Source organism: Vagococcus intermedius (genome assembly GCF_029144185.1).
Classification (GTDB): domain Bacteria; phylum Bacillota; class Bacilli; order Lactobacillales; family Vagococcaceae; genus Vagococcus_D; species Vagococcus_D intermedius.
The window spans coordinates 1484278-1502728 of sequence record NZ_CP110232.1 but is presented as its reverse complement, the minus strand read 5'-3'; the positions used below and the strand labels follow the sequence as shown (position 1 = coordinate 1502728).

At 35.4% G+C, this 18451-nt stretch carries 22 protein-coding genes; 21 read left to right on the top strand and 1 reads right to left on the bottom strand.

Features of this window, described 5'->3' with window-relative positions; genetic code table 11:
* The 20 genes from OL234_RS07010 (at position 1) to OL234_RS06915 (ending at position 16962) form a co-directional block, all read left to right on the top strand.
* Positions 1-705: a cobalt-factor II C(20)-methyltransferase gene (locus tag OL234_RS07010; protein ID WP_275468534.1), complete on the top strand. Its 705-nt coding sequence runs from the start codon at positions 1-3 to the stop codon at positions 703-705.
* A gap of 35 nt (positions 706-740) precedes the next feature.
* Positions 741-1487, top strand: a complete 747-nt coding sequence (locus OL234_RS07005; protein ID WP_437184419.1) for an energy-coupling factor ABC transporter permease — start codon at positions 741-743, stop codon at positions 1485-1487.
* On the top strand, positions 1487-1771 hold the full coding sequence (locus OL234_RS07000) for an energy-coupling factor ABC transporter substrate-binding protein (protein ID WP_275468533.1): 285 nt from the start codon (positions 1487-1489) through the stop codon (positions 1769-1771). The genes OL234_RS07005 and OL234_RS07000 overlap by 1 nt, the downstream gene beginning before the upstream one ends.
* On the top strand, positions 1758-2441 hold the full coding sequence (gene cbiQ / locus OL234_RS06995) for a cobalt ECF transporter T component CbiQ (protein ID WP_275468532.1): 684 nt from the start codon (positions 1758-1760) through the stop codon (positions 2439-2441). The genes OL234_RS07000 and cbiQ overlap by 14 nt, the downstream gene beginning before the upstream one ends.
* Before the next feature lie 6 nt (positions 2442-2447).
* Entirely contained in the window at positions 2448-3251 is an 804-nt protein-coding gene (locus OL234_RS06990; RefSeq protein WP_275468531.1) for an energy-coupling factor ABC transporter ATP-binding protein, read from the top strand.
* 15 nt (positions 3252-3266) lie between these two features.
* Positions 3267-4763: a cobyric acid synthase gene (locus tag OL234_RS06985; RefSeq protein ID WP_275468530.1), complete on the top strand. Its 1497-nt coding sequence runs from the start codon at positions 3267-3269 to the stop codon at positions 4761-4763.
* On the top strand, positions 4763-5338 hold the full coding sequence (locus OL234_RS06980; protein ID WP_275468529.1) for a cob(I)yrinic acid a,c-diamide adenosyltransferase: 576 nt from the start codon (positions 4763-4765) through the stop codon (positions 5336-5338). The genes OL234_RS06985 and OL234_RS06980 overlap by 1 nt, the downstream gene beginning before the upstream one ends.
* Positions 5331-5777 carry a precorrin-2 dehydrogenase/sirohydrochlorin ferrochelatase family protein gene (locus OL234_RS06975; protein ID WP_275468528.1) on the top strand — a complete coding sequence of 149 codons (447 nt, stop codon included), beginning with the start codon at positions 5331-5333 and terminating at the stop codon, positions 5775-5777. Before OL234_RS06980 ends, OL234_RS06975 begins: the two co-directional genes overlap by 8 nt.
* Before the next feature lie 10 nt (positions 5778-5787).
* Positions 5788-6753: a hydroxymethylbilane synthase gene (gene hemC / locus OL234_RS06970; RefSeq protein WP_275468527.1), complete on the top strand. Its 966-nt coding sequence runs from the start codon at positions 5788-5790 to the stop codon at positions 6751-6753.
* Entirely contained in the window at positions 6746-7465 is a 720-nt protein-coding gene (locus OL234_RS06965; protein ID WP_275468526.1) for a uroporphyrinogen-III synthase, read from the top strand. Before hemC ends, OL234_RS06965 begins: the two co-directional genes overlap by 8 nt.
* 11 nt (positions 7466-7476) lie before the next feature.
* A complete protein-coding gene (locus OL234_RS06960) occupies positions 7477-8223 on the top strand; it encodes a hypothetical protein (protein ID WP_275468525.1) in 747 nt (248 codons plus the stop codon).
* Entirely contained in the window at positions 8223-8822 is a 600-nt protein-coding gene (gene cobU, locus OL234_RS06955; RefSeq protein WP_275468524.1) for a bifunctional adenosylcobinamide kinase/adenosylcobinamide-phosphate guanylyltransferase, read from the top strand. Before OL234_RS06960 ends, cobU begins: the two co-directional genes overlap by 1 nt.
* Positions 8819-9580 (top strand): adenosylcobinamide-GDP ribazoletransferase, encoded by a 762-nt coding sequence (cobS, locus tag OL234_RS06950; RefSeq protein WP_275468523.1) that lies wholly within the window; start codon positions 8819-8821, stop codon positions 9578-9580. The genes cobU and cobS overlap by 4 nt, the downstream gene beginning before the upstream one ends.
* On the top strand, positions 9577-10146 hold the full coding sequence (locus tag OL234_RS06945; RefSeq protein WP_275468522.1) for a histidine phosphatase family protein: 570 nt from the start codon (positions 9577-9579) through the stop codon (positions 10144-10146). Before cobS ends, OL234_RS06945 begins: the two co-directional genes overlap by 4 nt.
* A gap of 17 nt (positions 10147-10163) precedes the next feature.
* A complete protein-coding gene (gene yjeM / locus OL234_RS06940) occupies positions 10164-11666 on the top strand; it encodes a glutamate/gamma-aminobutyrate family transporter YjeM (protein WP_275468521.1) in 1503 nt (500 codons plus the stop codon).
* 118 nt (positions 11667-11784) lie between these two features.
* Positions 11785-12720, top strand: a complete 936-nt coding sequence (locus OL234_RS06935; RefSeq protein WP_275468520.1) for a metal ABC transporter substrate-binding protein — start codon at positions 11785-11787, stop codon at positions 12718-12720.
* Positions 12721-12862: 142 nt separating this feature from the next.
* The gene (gene alr / locus OL234_RS06930; RefSeq protein WP_275470123.1) at positions 12863-14002 is read left to right on the top strand and encodes an alanine racemase; all 1140 of its coding nucleotides are present in this window, start codon (positions 12863-12865) and stop codon (positions 14000-14002) included.
* A 31-nt stretch (positions 14003-14033) separates the two neighbouring features.
* The gene (nrdI, locus tag OL234_RS06925; protein ID WP_275468519.1) at positions 14034-14498 is read left to right on the top strand and encodes a class Ib ribonucleoside-diphosphate reductase assembly flavoprotein NrdI; all 465 of its coding nucleotides are present in this window, start codon (positions 14034-14036) and stop codon (positions 14496-14498) included.
* Positions 14499-14599: 101 nt separating this feature from the next.
* Complete coding sequence (locus OL234_RS06920) at positions 14600-15541, top strand: AEC family transporter (RefSeq protein ID WP_275468518.1); 942 nt, start codon at positions 14600-14602, stop codon at positions 15539-15541.
* 74 nt (positions 15542-15615) lie between these two features.
* Positions 15616-16962, top strand: a complete 1347-nt coding sequence (locus OL234_RS06915; RefSeq protein WP_437184438.1) for a DEAD/DEAH box helicase — start codon at positions 15616-15618, stop codon at positions 16960-16962.
* Positions 16963-16982: 20 nt separating this feature from the next.
* On the opposite strand, the gene OL234_RS06910 is transcribed toward OL234_RS06915, so the two are convergent.
* Positions 16983-17417 carry a GNAT family N-acetyltransferase gene (locus OL234_RS06910; protein ID WP_275468516.1) on the bottom strand — a complete coding sequence of 145 codons (435 nt, stop codon included), beginning with the start codon at positions 17415-17417 and terminating at the stop codon, positions 16983-16985.
* A gap of 84 nt (positions 17418-17501) precedes the next feature.
* Here OL234_RS06910 and OL234_RS06905 point away from each other — a divergent pair, with 84 nt between their 5' ends.
* Positions 17502-18434: an alpha/beta hydrolase gene (locus OL234_RS06905; RefSeq protein ID WP_275468515.1), complete on the top strand. Its 933-nt coding sequence runs from the start codon at positions 17502-17504 to the stop codon at positions 18432-18434.
* Positions 18435-18451: the final 17 nt, after the last annotated feature.

Genomic DNA, 18451 nt, shown 5'->3' with positions numbered 1-18451 from the left:
ATGGCAAAATTTTATGGGATTGGTACCGGTCCAGGAGACAGTGATTTAATGACAGTCAAGGGGGCAAATTTACTAAAAAAAATGTCTGTTTTATATACACCCGAAGCAAAAAAAGCTAGTAAGAGCTTAGCTTTATCGATTGTTGAACCATTTTTGAATCCAGAGTTAGAAATTAAGCAACGTCATTTTCCTATGACGAATGATTGGGAAGAAAAAATGATCAGTTGGCAAACCATTGCTAAGGAAATTTCAGCTGATGTTCGCAGTGGGCAAGATGTGGCTTTTATTACCTTAGGGGATCCAATGGTTTATAGCACTTATAGTTACTTACTAGATCTTTTAGATGATGATATTGAAACCGAGACCGTTCCAGGCATCGCTTCCTTTATTAGTATGGCCTCGCAAGTTCAATTACCATTATGTATTGATGAAGAAAAATTTGCGGTAATTCCAGCCACAGTATCTGCTGAAGAAATTAAAAATGGCATTTTGCAAAATGATACAGTCGTTCTAATGAAAGTTGCCAACCATCTACCAAAAGTCTTACCTATTTTAAGAGAAGCTAATTTGTTAGAGCAGACTATTCTAATTAGTCATGCTTCACAAGCTAAAGAAGTCCGTCAAATGACGATTAAGAATCTTAAAGAGACTGATAAATTATCTTATTTTTCAACGATGATTGTTTATAAAAATCGCCAGTTTTAAAGTTGTTAACTAAATTAAATAAGGAGTGATTCAAAATGACGAAAAGTACTAAATTGAAAGTAACAGGAACCGCAGGTTTACTCTTATATTTCTTAACAGTTGGTGAACCAGAACAAGCAAATGCTATGCATATTATGGAAGGATTTTTACCTCCTGCTTGGTGTGCCTTTTGGTTTGCAGTCTTTATTCCTTTCTTTATTTACGGTTTACTTAATATGCGTAAAATTGTTCAAAAGAACCCTGAAAGTAAAATGTTATTAGCTCTATCAGGTGCCTTTATTTTTATTTTATCCGCTTTAAAATTACCATCAGTGACAGGATCAACTTCTCACCCAACGGGTGTTGGGATTGGTACCTTATTCTTTGGTCCATCTGTTATTAGTGTACTTGGTACTATTTGTCTATTATTCCAAGCTTTATTGTTAGCACATGGTGGTTTATCAACATTAGGAGCAAATGCATTTTCAATGGCAGTTGTTGGACCTTTTGTCGGATATGGTATTTATAAATTAGCGCGTAAAGTTAATTTAAGTCAATCTGTTTCAATCTTTTTATGTGCAGCTTTAGCAGATTTAGCTACCTATCTAACAACTTCTATTCAATTAGGTGTTGTTTTTCCAGATGCGGGCTTAGGTGTTTTTGGAACGATCGTTAAATTTATGGGGATTTTTTGTTTGACTCAAATCCCGATTGCTATAGCAGAAGGCCTATTGACTGTTGTTATGTATAATTTAATCGCTGAATATATGCCACATGCTCAATTAAAAGGGGGAACTAACTAATGAAAAAGAATTTAACGTTGATTGCAATTGTTGTTATTTTAATGATTAGTGCCTTTGTTTTTAATTCAACTGGAGAGTATGGTGGATCAGATGATGCGGCTGAAACATTAATTACTGAGCTACGTCCTGATTATGAACCTTGGTTTGAGCCAATCTATGAACCTAAAAGTGGTGAGATTGAGAGTCTATTATTCACCTTGCAAGGTAGCATTGGAGTAGGAATTATTGCCTATGCAATTGGGTATTACAAAGGTAAAGGGAAAGAAAAAAATGTTGATCATTGATCAAATTGCTTATCAAAATAGATTGTTAAAAGTAAGTCCGTGTAAGAAATCATTTTTTTATTTAATTTTGTTGTTAATTTGTTTACTCAGTTTTCCTGCGATTCAATTGGGAATGATGTTATTTGTAGGTAGTTTAACAATGTATGTGGCACGTTTATCTTTTAAGCGTTACTTTAAATGGTTCCTTGTCCCACTTCCTTTTTTATTAATTAGCTTAGTGACAATCATGCTAACCGGATCTAAAAATCCGGTTAGTTTTAGTCATGCTATTCTTGTAGGTCATTATTATATAGGTGTGACACCAGCTAGTCTAGCAATGGCTTATCAACTGTGTATTCGTTCTCTTAGTTGTTTAGTTTGCACTTATTTTTTTATTTTCACAGTTCCTTTTCAACAGATTATTCAAGTGATGAGTAAGCTACATTTACCAGATTTTTTTATTGAAATTACAATGTTAATGTATCGGTTTATTTTTATCTTTTTAGAGGTAACACATATGATTTATAAAAGTCAGCAACTACGTTTTGGTTACCATAATTTAAAAACCAGTTATTTAAGTATGGCACAATTAGGTCGTTTGTTAGTGATTCAAATGTTAGAACAGTTTCAGCAAATGTCGGTTGCCTTAGAAATTAAATTTTATGATGGAGAATTTCCAATAGGGAGGTAAGCTGAGATGTTAGAGGTAAAAAAAGTAGCCTATTCTTATCAAGAAGGTCAAACAATTTTAAAAGATTTAACGTTAGAGTTTAAGGAAGGTCATGTTTATGGTTTATTAGGTGCCAATGGTTCAGGTAAATCGACCTTATTTCTATCATTAATGGGATTATTAAAGCCACAAAAAGGAATGATTGCTTATCAAGGTAAACCTCTCTCTTATAAAAAAAAGGATTTGTATATTTATCGACAAGAAGTTTCTCTAGTATTTCAAAATCCAGATCAACAGATTTTTTATTCAATTGTCAAAGATGATGTGGCTTTTGCTTTAAGAAATTTAGGGTATGAAGAAGCGGAGATAACACATCGAGTTGATAAAGTTTTATTAGAATTAGGGATTAGCCACCTTAAAGAAAAACCGGTTCAATATCTCAGTTATGGACAAAAAAAAAGAGTAGCCATTGCAGGCGCCTTAGCTTTGGAGAGCAAATGGTTGTTATTAGATGAGCCAACTGCCGGTTTAGATCCTGAAGGTAGACGTTTGATGATGTCAGTTATTAATCGCTTGGCTAAGCAAGGAAAAAACATTATCATTTCTAGTCATGACATGGATCTGGTTTATGATTGTTGTGATTATTTTTATTTATTAGCCGATGGGAAATTACTAACTCAAGGAACTAAGGAGACAGCCTTTATTGATCGTGAACTATTACTACAAGCAAATTTAGAGCAACCATGGCTTGTTAAAATTCATCAGCAGTTCAACTTGCCATTATTTGAAAATGAACAATCATTTTTTTCACAACAAAACAAAAAAGAATGAGAGGGTGAGGTAGTAATGAACAAAGCGCAGGCAATTATGGTACAAGGGACAGCTTCAGATGCTGGTAAAAGTGTCTTAGCAGCTGGATTATGTCGAGTCTTTAAGGAAGATGGTTATGATGTAGTCCCTTTTAAATCTCAAAATATGGCGTTAAATTCATATATAACAGCAACTGGGGATGAGATGGGACGCGCCCAAGTTTTCCAAGCAGAAGCAGCAGGGATTGCCCCAGATGTTCGCATGAATCCAGTTTTATTGAAACCATCTACTGATCAACAGTCACAAGTGGTTTTTTTAGGAAAAGTATTAAAAGATATGAACGTATTAGAATATCATGATTATAAGTTAACCTTATTGCCTCAAATTAAGTCAGTTTACGATGAACTAAGACAAGAAAACGATCGAATTGTAATAGAAGGAGCAGGTAGCCCCGCTGAGATAAATCTCAATGATCGTGATATTGTTAATATGGGGATGGCAAAATTAGTTGATGCGCCAGTTATTTTAGTCGCTGATATTGATAAAGGTGGCGTTTTTGCTAGTATTTATGGCACATTAGCCTTAATGAAACCAGAAGATAAGAGACGTGTGATAGGTGTTGTGATTAATAAATTTAGAGGCGACAAAAAATTATTAGAGTCAGGTTTAGAGATGATTGAAGAGTTAACGGGTGTCCCTATAATTGGGGTTATGCCATATCTTTCCCTAGATATTGATGAGGAAGATAGTGTTGTATTATCGACAAAGCAAACTCAGTTTGATGAAAGTAAAGAATTAGATATTGCCGTGATTAGTTTGCCTAGAATGTCCAATTTCACTGATATGCGTAGTTTAGAACAACAGCCAGATGTGTCATTACGCTATGTTAAAAAATTAAGTGACCTAAAGCAACCAGACTTACTAGTGATTCCAGGGACGAAAAATACAGTTGAAGATGCTGTCTATCTTAAAGAAAGTGGCTTAGCCAAAGCGATTAATGATTGTCATGCTCGCGGTTCGCAAATTGTTGGTATTTGTGGTGGGTATCAATTATTAGGAGAGGTTTTAAGCGAAGGGAGTATGTCTGTTCCAGGTCTTAGTTTATTACCTCTTGAGACTACTTTTTTAGAAGAAAAAGTAACAACTCAAGTCGAAGCAAACGTCAGTAAACACTTAGTCAAAGGTTACGAAATTCACATGGGTGAAACCCGAGATAAAAGTGGGAAATTAGCTAGCTTTGCTAAAATCACACGAGAAAATGGCCAAGAAACTGAGCGTTATGATGGTGTTGTATCAGAAGATAATAGCATTGTTGGAACATATCTTCATGGGATATTTGATAATATCAGTTGGTCTCGTGAATTGTTAAATCGTTTACGGGTAAACAAGGGATTGACTGAAATAGTTGGCAATACCGAATCATTAGAAACTCAAAAAGATCGTGAATATACTAAGTTAGCTCAAGCTATGCGTGACAATCTAGATTTAGAGTTTGTTTATGCTGAAATGGCTAAGTATGGAAAGGATTCGTAATGCGTATTTATACAAAATATGGTGACACGGGTTATACTCGAATTGTGAGTGGTAAAAGACTTAAAAAAGATGACATTAGAGTAGAAAGCTATGGGACAATTGACGAATTATGTGCCATTGTTGGTCAAGCGTTAACTCTGATACCTGATGAGTGGGAAATAAAGCAAGAAGTGCTACTGATTCAACAAGAAATTTTTGATTGTGGCAGTGATTTGGCTGTACCAGATTTTCATCGCCCTTTTAAGCTAAAGCAAGAAGCAGTCGTTCATTTAGAAAAATTAATTGATAGTCATTTAAAGGAAACCCCTAAAATTGAACATTTTATTATACCAGGGGGAACACCTTTGGCGGCACAGTTACATATTGCTCGTACAGTAGCTAGACGGGCAGAAAGACGAATTGTGACTTTAATGTCCCAGAGCGAAGATATTAACCCACAGGTTTTAGTGTATATTAATCGTTTATCAGATTATTTATTTGTCATCGCTCGAGTAGCGAATTTACGAGAAGCAGGTGATGAAGTATTGTATACAAACAGCCCTAAAATCTTCAGAAGTAAAAGAAGTGATGTGTAAGATGGTAGCAGCTTATCCGGTCATGCTAGCTATCAAAAATCAACCAGTTTTAGTGGTTGGTGGTGGTAGGATTGCGAAACGAAAAATTCAAGAATTATTAGAAAATGGTGCTGAGGTAACAGTTGTTAGTCCAAGCCTGGCTGAAGGGTTAGATCCAACTGTTTTTACTTGGATTAAGGGAGTATTTGACGAAAAAATAGTTCATGGCTTTTGGTTAGTGTTTGCTTGTACAGACGATCAAGAAGTGAATCAAAAAGTTGTAGCTGCTTGTCAAAAGGGACAATTAGTGAATGATACGAGCAATCAAAGAAACTCCAACTTTTTTAATATGGCAACCATTAAAACAGAAGATTATTTACTTGGTATTTCGACTTACGGTAAAAATCCAAGTCTAAGTAAGAAAATAAAAGAAAAATTAATGCAATATTTGGCAAAGTAAGACTAAGTTCATGTCAATGACGCATGTAGAAAGAAGTGGCGATTTGAAGAAAAAATATATTGTTGGCTCGAGAAAAAGTCAATTAGCAATGACACAAACCAAACAAACTGTAGCCTTGATTCAAGAAAAATTTCCAGATATTGAGATTGAAATTAAAGGAATTGTAACAAAAGGCGATCGTTTAGTTGATGTTCATCTATCAGAAATTGGTGGCAAGGGTGTCTTTATGAAACAAATTGAGGCGGCCATTCTAGCAGGAGAAATTGATTTTGCTGTTCATAGTATGAAAGATGTGCCCTCATACTTACCACCTGAGGTGACACTGGCTGCTATTCCGAAACGTAATAGTCCATGGGATTTATTAATTTCGAAAGAACCTTTAGCTAGTTTAGATGAGCTACCGCTAAATAGCATTATTGGAACAAGTAGTGTAAGAAGAGGGGCACAGTTACTTGCTTGGCGACCAGATCTGCAGTTGAAAAATATTCGTGGTAATATTGATTCTCGTTATCGTAAATTACATGAAGAAGACTATGATGCCATTATTTTAGCTGAGGCGGGTCTTAATCGTCTTGGGTGGCAAGATAAAGTGACAGGGATCCGTCTTACAAAAGACCTGTGCGTCCCAGCTGTCGGACAAGGTGCTTTAGGAATTGAATGTCGCAGTGACCGCCAAGATGTTATTGAATTATTAAAAGCTATTGACTGTCCAGAGACTAGAAAATGTGTGAGTGCTGAGCGTGTTTTTCTAAGCCAAATGGATGGAAGTTGTACTTTTCCAATTGGGGCTTATAGTGAGTTAATAGAAGGGAAATTGACTCTAACAGGACTGTTAAGTAATGGGGATGGTTCGATTATTTTAAAAGAGACCGTCCAAAATGAAAATCCTAACCAATTAGGAGAGACCACCGCAGAGTTATTTAATAAACAAGGTGCGAAGGAATTAATCAAAAAATTCCGCGAAATAAATGGTTAGAGAATTACTTTTCACACGCCAACAGCCTCTTTCGTCCAACATGAAACGTGAGTTGTTATCTTTGGGTTTTAGAATTAGTGATATTCCCTTAATTTCCTTAAGTTTGTTACCAAATTTACCCAAAGATCTACCTCGAAAAATTACTTATGACTGGATTTTTTTAACAAGTGCGGCTGCTGTAAATTTCTTTTATGAAGCATTTGATGAAATTCCGATGACTGCTAAGTTAGCTGTCATCGGTGAGAAAACTTATGAAGCTTTACGAAAAAATGATCAACAGAGAGCTTATTATCCAGATATTTTTACCTCGGAATATTTTGTAGCAGAATGGCTAGAGCAGCAAATAACAGCCCAATATGTCTTGTTTCCGCAAAGTAGGTTATCAAGACAATTGGTTCAAACTGAGTTAAGAAAAGCTGGTCATAGGATTGATGCCTTTACTTTATATGACAATGTTTTTACAGAAAATGCAAGAGAAGAGTTAACTGCTTGGCTAAATACTAGACCTAGTGATGCTACGGTGATTTTTTGTAGTCCCTCTGCCTGGCATCATTTTTATGACTGTTATCAAACAACTAACCTACCTTTAAAATTTGCTTCAATTGGTCCAATTACGACTAAAGCAATTCAATCCGTGGATTGTGAAGTGACGTATGAAGCTAGAGAGTGTACAATGAAAGCCTTGATAAAAGAAATTATTAAAGGAAATTAGGAGTGATGATCATGACACAGTACCGTGATTTGACGATCATACCGTTGGACGGTAAGGAAGAGTTAGTAATTGCTTGTGATAGCAGTGCAGCGATTGGAGAGAAAAAAGGCGATTGTGTGAAAACCTCACCAGCGATTACTGCCGCCTTTTGTTTGAGAGTTCCTTTATTAGAAGTATTAGCGATTGGAGCTCAACCAATTGCAGTAATTGATGTCATAGGAAATGAGTATGATACGACAGGTAAGAAAATGCTCGAGGGAATTAAAGAGGAGTTGACCCGTGCAGGTCTAAGTAACCTACCAATAAATGGTAGTACGGAAGAAAATATGCCAACAGTGATGTCTAGTTTAGGAATTACTGTTATAGGAAAAGTACTTGCGAATCAAAAACGTATTGGTTGTTTAAAAGCAGGTGACGCAGTGTATTATGTTGGGCAACCTTTTGTTGGAAAAGAGGTTGTAGCTCATCGTGATATGATTTTTTCTTATGCTGAATTGGCTAATTTATTGGAAGTACCCGGTATTTTAGAAATCTTACCAGTTGGTTCTAAAGGTATCTTACATGAAGCTGAAGAACTTGCGAAATCTAGCCAATTGACTTTTGAATTGGCAGAGGAGCAGTCTGATACTTTAGAGTTAAAAAAATCAGCCGGACCGGCGACCGTTTTAGTAATAGGTGTTTCATCAACTAAGCAAGAACAAATTGAGCAACTAAAGTTAGGGTTAAAGTTTATAGGCTATGTTAAGGAGGAGAGATGATGGGACAATTAACCGTCGTAACAGGAGGAGCTAGGAGTGGGAAGTCTCGTTATGCAGAATCTCAGCTAATAGAAAAAGAATTGGTATATTATATTGCAACAGGGATATCAGATCCAAATGATCAGGAAATGCAAGATAGAATTCATCATCACCGTTTACAAAGACCTAGTCAATGGCAGACTCATGAAGGCTATTTAAATTTACCTACTTTTTTCAAGGAACACCAAAAAGAAACGTGCAGTTATTTATTTGATTGTGCAACGTTATTTACAACCAATTATTTTTTCTACTTATTAGGAAAAACATTTGACTTATCTCCAACAGAATATGATGAGTTTATCGAAAAAATGTCAATGACAGATGTGAATAAATTGGAAAAAGAAATTATGGTGGAGTGGAAAAAAATTATTGCAGAGTTGAAGAATAGTCGGGCAGAGAACTGTTTCATTGTGACCAATGAAATTGGTTTAGGGCTGGTTCCTATGAACAAATTCGGCCGATTGTTCCGTGATATTTTAGGACGTGTCAATCAATATTTAGCAAAGGAGGCGGATGCTGTTTATTTTGTTATAAGCGGTCTTCCTCAAAAAATAAAATGATTAAAGCCCTTATCTTATACACCCAATTTTTCACAAGAATTCCCATCCCAATTGGGATTGATGAACCTATTGAAAAAATGCGCCATGGTATTCACTGGTTTACCTTATTTGGCTTTTTAATTGGGGGGCTAGAAGCCCTTATTTATTATGGTTTAAGTTTTTTATTTCCAGTCCCACTTGCATTTTTTATCATTTTATTAGTAGATGCAATGATTACCGGCGGTTTTCATTTGGATGCTTTGGCTGATATGGCTGATGGGCTATTTTCTTCACGTAAAAAGGAACGTATGTTAGAAATCATGAAAGATAGCCGCATTGGTAGTAATGGGGTCTTAGCTTTAATTTTTTATTATGGAACGTTGTTATTAATTGTCCAATCGTTTGCCCAAATTATAACCCCAAAACTAGGAGTACTTCTAGTTATTAGTTTTAGTTTGATCGGTAAAACTGGTATTTCTTTATTATTTTATAAAATGAAATATGCGGGATCAACTCAAGGTTTAGGTACCACATTTTTAAATGTACCCACCGTATGCGTTTTGGGAGCCCAATTATTTTCAATAGTTATTTTATACGTATTCTTTGGTTTGGCAGGCTTGTTAGGATACTTAGGGGTATTTTTAGTAGGTTTACTATATAAAAGAATGGTTTATCAGAAAGTAGCTGGTCTAAATGGTGATACGTTAGGAGCGTATGGCTGTATCAGTCAAGTCGTCTTTTTAGCAATTTATTTTGCTACAAGAGGATTTTTGACATGATTTATCTAATCAGGCATGGTGAAACTAATTTAAATCGCGAGCGTAAGTTTTATGGTGAATTGGATATCTCATTAAATGAGCAAGGGATAGTGCAGGGTCAATCTTTACAGGAACAATTGAACAAAATAACATTTTCAAAAATTTACACGAGTCATTTGAAGCGAACCATTGAAATGGCAGAATTAGTGACGCAAAAATCGGCAACTGATTTTATAATGATGCGGGAGTTAGGAGAAAAAGGGTTTGGTCTGTGGGAAGGATTATCTGCTGACGAGATTGAAGCAACTTTTCCTAAAGAATGGGCAGCTTGGTTAGAACAGCCTTTTACTATTACACCGCCACAAGCCGAATCTTTTGTCCAATTTAAGGAACGTGTAGAAAAAGTATTTAGGGATATTTATAGGAGTCTCAGAGAAGAGCCAGAAACCAATATTCTAATCGTCAGTCATCTAGGGGTTTTAAGACTTATATGTCAATTAGTTGAAAAAGATCAAGAGTTTTGGGATATCGACATTCCTCAGGGGACTTATAAAGTGATAGACAATAAAAGAATTGAACTTATATAAGAAAAGAGAGATAGAGTATGTTAGATAGTAAGGAAGTTTCATTGTCACAATTTAGATTGATTTTAATGATTACTACAACCGTTTATTCGTTTTCAGCCATGTCAAATGCCTTCTTCTTAATGGGCTATGCGGCGATACCATGGTATATTATTGCAGCATTGGTGTTTTTTATTCCGTATACATTTATTGTGTCGGAATTATCATCAACTTATAAGGATCAAGAAGGTGGCCTTTATACATGGCTAAAATCGTCATTATCTGAACGTCCAGCTTTCATTGCAACCTTCTTATGGTACAGTAGCTATATTTTATGGATGACTAGCGTTTTTATGAAATTATGGATTCCTTTTTCTATTTTTATTTTTGGGCAAGATCAAACTAAAAGTGACTGGCACTTTATGGGCCTTTCAAATCGTCAAATTGTGGGGATTATGGCAGTTTTAGCTGTGATTGTTGTGACTAAATTAGTTAATTTAGGGTTCAAGCAAGTAACCAGGATGATGTTACTTGGTGGGACATTAGTGTTAACTTTATTTGCAATTGCTGTAGTGGGAAATGGTTTTTTACTCATTAAAAATGGCGGTGTGTTAGCTGAACCCTTAAGAAATGGGGTTGCTTTTGTTTCTTCACCTAATCCTAATTATAGTGGTATTTTAGGTAATTTAGCGTTCTTTACCTTTGGTATTACAGCTTTCGGTGGTCTTGATACCGTTGCAAGTATGGTAGATCAAGTAAAAAATGCGAAACGTCGTTTTCCAGTAGCTCTCTTAATTGGTACGCTTTTAATTGTTTGTAACTACTTATTAGGGATTATGTTATGGGGAAGTAGTGTTCATTGGCAATCTGTTTTGTCAGGTGAGGGGATTCATCTAGGTAATGCAATGTACGTTTTGATGGAAAATTTAGGCTATCAAGTTTCTTTAGCCGCAGGCTTACCTGTGGCCAAGGCTGAATTTATGGCACATTTACTAGTTCGTTATACTGGCTTTGCTTTATTTTTTGTCTATATTGGTCTATTATCATCAATTATTTATGTACCATTGAAAAGTTTACTTAGTGGGACGCCCACTGGTTATTGGTCACCTAAGGTTCGTCAACGCAACAGTCACCGAATTTATCACAATGCTATGTGGATTCAATGTATTTGTGTTTCAGGCTTTATTTTATTAGTTTCATTTGGAGGCGAACATATTAATGATTTGTATAATCAACTAACATTAATGACTAATATTTCACGGTCGTTACCTTACCTATTAGTAGCGCTCTCTTTCCCTGCTTTTAAAAGAGGTAAGACTGATCATACTTCTTTTAGTGTTTTAAAAAGTAAAAAAAGTTATTATTGGGCAAGTTTTAGTGTAGTGACTAGTATCTTTTTAAGCATAGTATTTACAGTTATTCAACCACTAGTTAAAGGAGATTATCAAACGGTATTCTTCTTGATGGTTGGGCCAATTTTCTTTACTATTATTGCTATGATGCTCCAAAACTTTTTAGAAAAAAAACAATTGAAATTTAATTAACTAAAAGTAGAAGCTGTTATTTAACAGTTTCTACTTTTTTTATCTTGCATTTTGAAAGAAGCTGTTTTATACTTACAAAGTGTAATAATTACGATTTAGAAAAGTGAGGGAATATTGAATGAAACATAAATTAGGGGTATTTATTTTAGGGATGGTAGCATTGATGACTTTAAGCGCATGTGGAAATGATAAATCAAAAGAGGCAGACTCAGACAAACTCCAAGTAGTGACAACCTTTTACCCAATGTATGATTTTAGTAAACAAGTAGTGGGTGAAAAAGGAAATGTTTCGATGCTGATTACGGGGGAGACGGAACCACACGACTATGAACCGAGTGCGAAAGATATTGCAAAAATTCAAGAGGCTGATGTTTTTGTCTATAATTCAGATGAGATGGAAACGTGGGTCCCATCTGTTTTGAAAAGTATTGATACATCAAAGGTCAAAGTAATTAAAGCAAGTCAAGGAATCAAGTTGATGGAAGATGTTACTGAAACAGGTGAAGAAAGTGAGTCACATACTCATTCACATGGTGTGGATCCCCATGTCTGGTTAGACCCAGTCCTAGCTCAAGCAGAAGTCCAGACTATCGCTAAAGCTATTACTGAATTAGATCAAGAAAATAGCGACGTGTACAAAAAACAAGCGAAAGAGTATCAATCAAAGTTGGCAGAATTAGATCGGACATTTTCCGAAACCTTAGTAGCCGCTAAAAATCGTGATTTAGTAACACAACATGCCGCTTTTGGTTATCTAGCAGCTCGTTACGATTTACATCAAGTTTCTATCTCTGGTATATCTCCTGACCAAGAACCGAGTCCAACTGAACTTGCTAAAATAGAAGATTTTGTCAAAAAAGAGCAGGTTCATTATATTTATACTGAAGAATTAGCTTCAACTAAAATAGCCAAAACGATTGCTTCTGCAACAGGAGCCGAATTACTTAATTTAAACACTTTAGAAGGGTTATCTAAAGCTAAACAAGAACAAGGGGCAGATTACCTTAGTGTTATGAAGGAAAATCTAGAAGCTTTAAGTAAATCAATTAAATAACAAAAAAATCCTGTACAAACTATTAGTTTGACGGGATTTTTTTTATTAATAGCCATTATAATAAAAAAGTGAAGGAAAGTCCTAGCATATTTAAAAGTTAAAAGGTAGTATAGTAGTGATAGAATTAATAGGGGGAATTAGAATGGCGACTGGTTTTTTAAGACCAACTCAAAGAGTTGTAGATTGTCAAGCTCTTTATCACAATGTAGCAGAGGAAATTAAGCTTTTACCTCAGGGAACTGAATTATTTGCAGTAGTGAAGGCCAATGGTTATGGACACGGAGCAGTCAAGGTTGCAGAAATTGCCAAAAAAGCTGGAGCAACAGGCTTTTGTGTCTCGATTTTAGACGAGGCTTTAGAGCTTAGAGAGGCAGGTTTTACCGAACCAATTTTAGTCCTAGGTGTGGTGGAACCTTGCTATTTAACAGTAGCTGTCGAGCATAATATTGCGGTAACAGCTGCTAGTCTAAGTTGGTTACAGTATGCTAGCCAGTTACTACAAGAAGACCGTATTGGGCAGTTGACGATTCATTTGAAAATTGACACTGGTATGGGACGTTTAGGCCTAAGGACAGCAGAAGAAATTAGCGAAGTGGTTCGCTTTTTATCAGACCATTCTGAATTTGAATTAGAAGGAGTTTTTACTCATTTTGCTAAGGCTGATTCAAAAGATACTGATTATTTTAAAAAGCAAAATAATCGCTTTGCACAGGCATTAGCACTGCTACCTAACGATATTCGTTATGTTCATACAGCAAATTCAGCAACGGCACTATGGCATGAACAAAATAACTGTAATTTAATTCGTTTTGGTGCAGCTATGTATGGCTTAAATCCTTCAGGAAGAGAACTAGCAGCTCCTTTTGATTTGAAACAAGCGATGACCTTAGAAACAGAGGTTGTACATATCAAACAATTACCAGCGAATGAAAGCATCAGTTATGGTGCTACTTATACAACAACACAAGAAGAGTGGATTGCTACCTTACCAATTGGTTATGCCGATGGTTTAACTCGTGATTTCCAAGGGTTTACTGTGTTAGTTGGTGATAAACTAGTCCCAATTGTTGGTCGGGTTTGTATGGATCAATGTATGGTTCGTTTAAATGGGCCAGTTCCTCTAGGAGAAAAAGTAATTATTTTTGGAAATCAAGATGACCAAGCAAATGATTTTCAAGTAGGTGCTGAGTATATAGGGACTATCAACTATGAAATACCATGCATGTTATCAGAACGAGTGCCTCTAGTCTATGTCAATGAACAATTGACAGCTGAGGAGTAAATCGTTCAAAGGAAAAGGAGGGAATAGTGAGATGAAATTATCGATTTTATATATTACTATTTCAGGTAATACGCGTTCATTTTGTCAAAGACTAGCTGAATATAGTCAAGAACAGGTAGCTTTAGACAAGACGCAACTAGCTATTGAGGTGAAAGAAATTAGTGAGAATAGCCTATTTGAGTCAGAAAATGATCCTTTTGTAGCAATTGTGCCAACTTATTTAGATGGTGGCAATGGCCTAGACAGTGGTACGAATGAAATCATGACCAATGCATTGGGTGAGTATATTGAGCATGAAAATAACGCGACACATTGTATTGGTATTATTGGGAATGGCAATAAGAATTTTAATTGGCAATATTGCTTAACGGGCAAACAATATGCTGAAAAATTTTCAGTCCCCTTTTTAGCTGAGTATGAATTAAGAGGAACACCAGATGATTTGGTTCGTATTTATCAAGTATTGTCGGATTATGTCAAAACAGTGTTAACTTAATAGCGGCTTGATAAAAACATTAAAGATATCCTGAAAAGATATCTTTAATGTTTTTTGACATCTTGTATTTGTTTTAAGCAACAGAAGGAGGCAATTTTAAAGTGTTAGAGTCATATTTGAATATTTTAGTTGTTTTTGGCTTGGTTTTTACAGGATATTGGTTATCTCATCATCAGATGTTTGATGAAAAAACCATCGGCCTTTTTTCAAAATTAGTGTTAACAGTAGCGCTCCCTTTTAATATGTTTTTAAACATGACTGAAAAATTTAATCGAGAAGAGTTTTTAAGTCTATTTCAAGGGATGTTACTGCCGGCCGTTTCGATTATTGTAACATTTATAGTAAGTATCATTTATGCTAAAATAACGCGAGTTCCGATGAATAGACGTGGGGTTTTTCAAACGATGTTTACTGCTTCGAATACTATTTTTATGGGCTTACCAATTAACTTAGCTATTTTTGGAGAAGTATCTGTCCCATACGTGTTGTTATACTATATTTGTAACACGACTTTTTTTTGGACGATGGGTATCTATCTGATTTCTAGTGATAGTCAAGATCCAACAATCGAAAAAGTGAAAATGACGCCTATTGGCGTATTTAAATTATTAATGTCACCAGCCATGCTAGGCTTTATCATCGGTTTAATCTGGATGCTTCTTGAGCTACCTGAGTTTGCAGTGCTAACGAAATATGCCACTCATTTAAGTGGGTTAACCACACCGTTATCAATGTTTGTGATTGGGATGATTTTATATCAGACTGGGATTAAAAATTTAAGAATGACCAAAGATACTATGGGGATTCTTCTAGGTCGCTATGTTATTTCACCACTTATCGTTATTTTATTATCTTATATTATTAAAGTACCAGATATGATGTTAAAAGTTTTTATCATTCAAGCAGCTATGCCTGCTCAGAATTCTATGCCAATTATTGCGGAACAATATAAAGCCGATGTTGAGTTTACAACAACGACTCAAGCGTATACATTTATCGTTTACTTATTTGTTATCCCATTATTAATCTTTTTAGTCAATTAAATTTAGATATACCTAGGAAATTATGCTATAATGCAACAGGGAATAAATTAAAGAAAAAGGAAGAGGTGACGATGTTGGCGACATTTAAACAATTCAATTTAAAACCTTTCTTGGAAGCAGCATTAGAAGATAAAGGATTTAAAACACCAACAGAAGTTCAAGAAAAACTAATTCCAGTTATTAATAAAGGAAAAAGTGTTGTCGGACAATCACAAACTGGTTCAGGTAAAACACATACGTTTTTACTACCATTAATGAATAAAATTGATCCAACGAAAGATGAAGTACAAGTTTTAATCACAGCTCCAAGTCGTGAGTTAGCAAATCAAATATTTAAAGCAGCAGAACAACTAGCATCATTTTCAAATGATGCTGTTCGGGTCTCAGCCTTTGTTGGCGGAACTGACAAAAAACGTCAAATTGCTAAATTACAAAATCAACAACCTCACGTCGCAATTGGGACACCAGGACGTATCTTAGATTTAATGAATGAAAAAGCTTTAGGGACACATACAGCGACAGCTTTTGTTGTTGATGAAGCGGATATGACCTTAGATTTAGGTTTCTTAGAAGATGTTGATAAGATTGCTAGCAGTTTACCAAGTCGTTTACAAATGCTAGTTTTCTCAGCAACGATTCCAGAAAATTTAAAACCATTTTTGAAAAAATATATGGAAAATCCAGTGATTGAACATATCAAACCAAAATCAATTATTTCTGATTCTATTGATAATTGGTTAATTTCAACTAAAGGTAAAAATAATAATCAAGTTATTCATCAATTATTAACAACGGGTCAACCATATTTGGCGATTGTGTTTGCCAATACAAAACAACGAGTTGATGAAATTGCTAATTATTTAAAAGCTCAAGGCTTAAAAGTAGCTAAAATTCATGGTGATATTTTACCTCGTGAACGTAAACGCGTGATGAAGCAAGTTCAAAACTTAGAGTTCCAATATGTTGTGGCGACTGATTTAGCCGCCCGTGGGATTGATATTGAAGGGGTTTCTCATGTTATTAACGCGGAGGTTCCGAATGAATTAGATTTCTTTATTCACCGTGTTGGTCGTACGGGACGTAATGGTATGAAAGGGACAGCGATTACTTTATACGAACCAAATGATGAAAATGCTATTAATGAGATTGAAAAATTAGGAATTACGTTTGTACCTAAGGAAATTAAAGGTAAAGAAATTATTGATGGTTATGACCGTAATCGTCGTACCAAACGTGATAAGTCTCGTAAAGATTTAGATATCGAGATGATTGGTTTAGTTAAGAAGAAAAAGAAAAAAATTAAACCAGCTTACAAGAAAAAAATTGGCTGGGTAATTGCTGATAAAGAGCGTCAAACACGTAAGATTGAACGCCGAGCACAAGCTAGAGCAATGAAAAAATCAAAAAAAACAAAACGTTAAACTAGAAAAGTTACGGGCTACTAAGCCCGTAACTTTTTTTTCATCTGCACACAGGGAAGACCATCTTCTAAATAAGTGTCGGATACTTGGTGATAACCTGATTTTACATAGAAAGGAATCGCCGTCACTTCAGCGCTCAATAACGAGTGATGACAACCATCCTTCAGGGCTTGTTTTTCTAATTCATTAAGTAAGTTACGACCAATTCCTTGCCCGCGATAGTCGGGGTGGACACATAAACGATCTGGTTGTAGGACACCTTGTTCCTTAAACTGATAGCGAGCAGTCCCCACCGGTTTTCCTTCATTTATTGTGATAAGATAGTATCTGTGATCAGTATCTAACTCATCAAATTCTAGTTCAGGACTAATGTGTTGTTCTTGTACAAAAACTATCATACGTAAATGGTAAGAATAAGCTCTTACGAAGGGTTTATTAGACAAAAATGTTTGCAATTATCAAAATCTCCTTTATAATAATGAAGTCAAAATAATACTAACCTTAGTTTAAATGAAATGAGAAAGAAATGGGGAAAAAGTATGAAAATAAAAGTAATCATTAGTTTAATCATTGTTTTAGTTTTAGCCACAGGGGGTGTTGCTTGGGGAGTTAATTATTTATTTAACTATGCAATTGTTCGTGGGGATAAGGATTTCATTAGTTCCTCAGACGCCAGTGGAGCTGATGGCGCTGCTTATGAAACCTGGGAGTTTGCCAAAGAAAAGCCAGTGGCCGTGCGTCAAAAAACTGAAGATGGTTTGACCTTAAATGGTGTTCAATTTAAGCAAAAACAAAAAGGCACACCAAAACTTGCAATTTTAGCTCATGGTTATACCAGTGACGGTAAACATATGCAGGATTTTGGAAAAATGTTTTATGAAGAAGGCTTTGATTTACTGATTCCTGATGCGAGAGCCCATGGGACAAGTGAAGGCGAGTATATCGGTTTTGGGTGGCCTGATCGCTTAGATTATGTCAATTGGATTCAGCAAATGGTCAAAGCTTATAATCAGAAGGTTGAGATTGTGTTATTTGGTGTCAGTATGGGAGCATCAACCGTTTTAATGGCAGCAGGAGAACAACTGCCTGATAATGTTAAGTTAATTATTGAAGATTGTGGTTATGATACAGTCGAAAACGAATTAAAATATCAATTGAACGAGATGTTTAATCTGTCATCATTTCCATTGATTCCCCTAACTTCAATTTATTCTGAGATGCGTGCTGGTTATAATTTTAAAGAAGCTAGTGCAGTCAAACAATTAGCACATAATAACTTACCAATTCTATTTATTCATGGTGATAAGGATGACTTTGTTCCAACGGAAATGGTTTATCCTTTATATGAAGCAACAAAAGGGCCAAAAGAACTATATCTGGTTAAAGGAGCAGGTCATGCTGAGGCCTTTACCAAAGAAACAGTAAAATACAAAGCTAAAGTGTCTGAATTTTTGGCGAAATATATGGATTAAGGCGATACTCAAGTTAA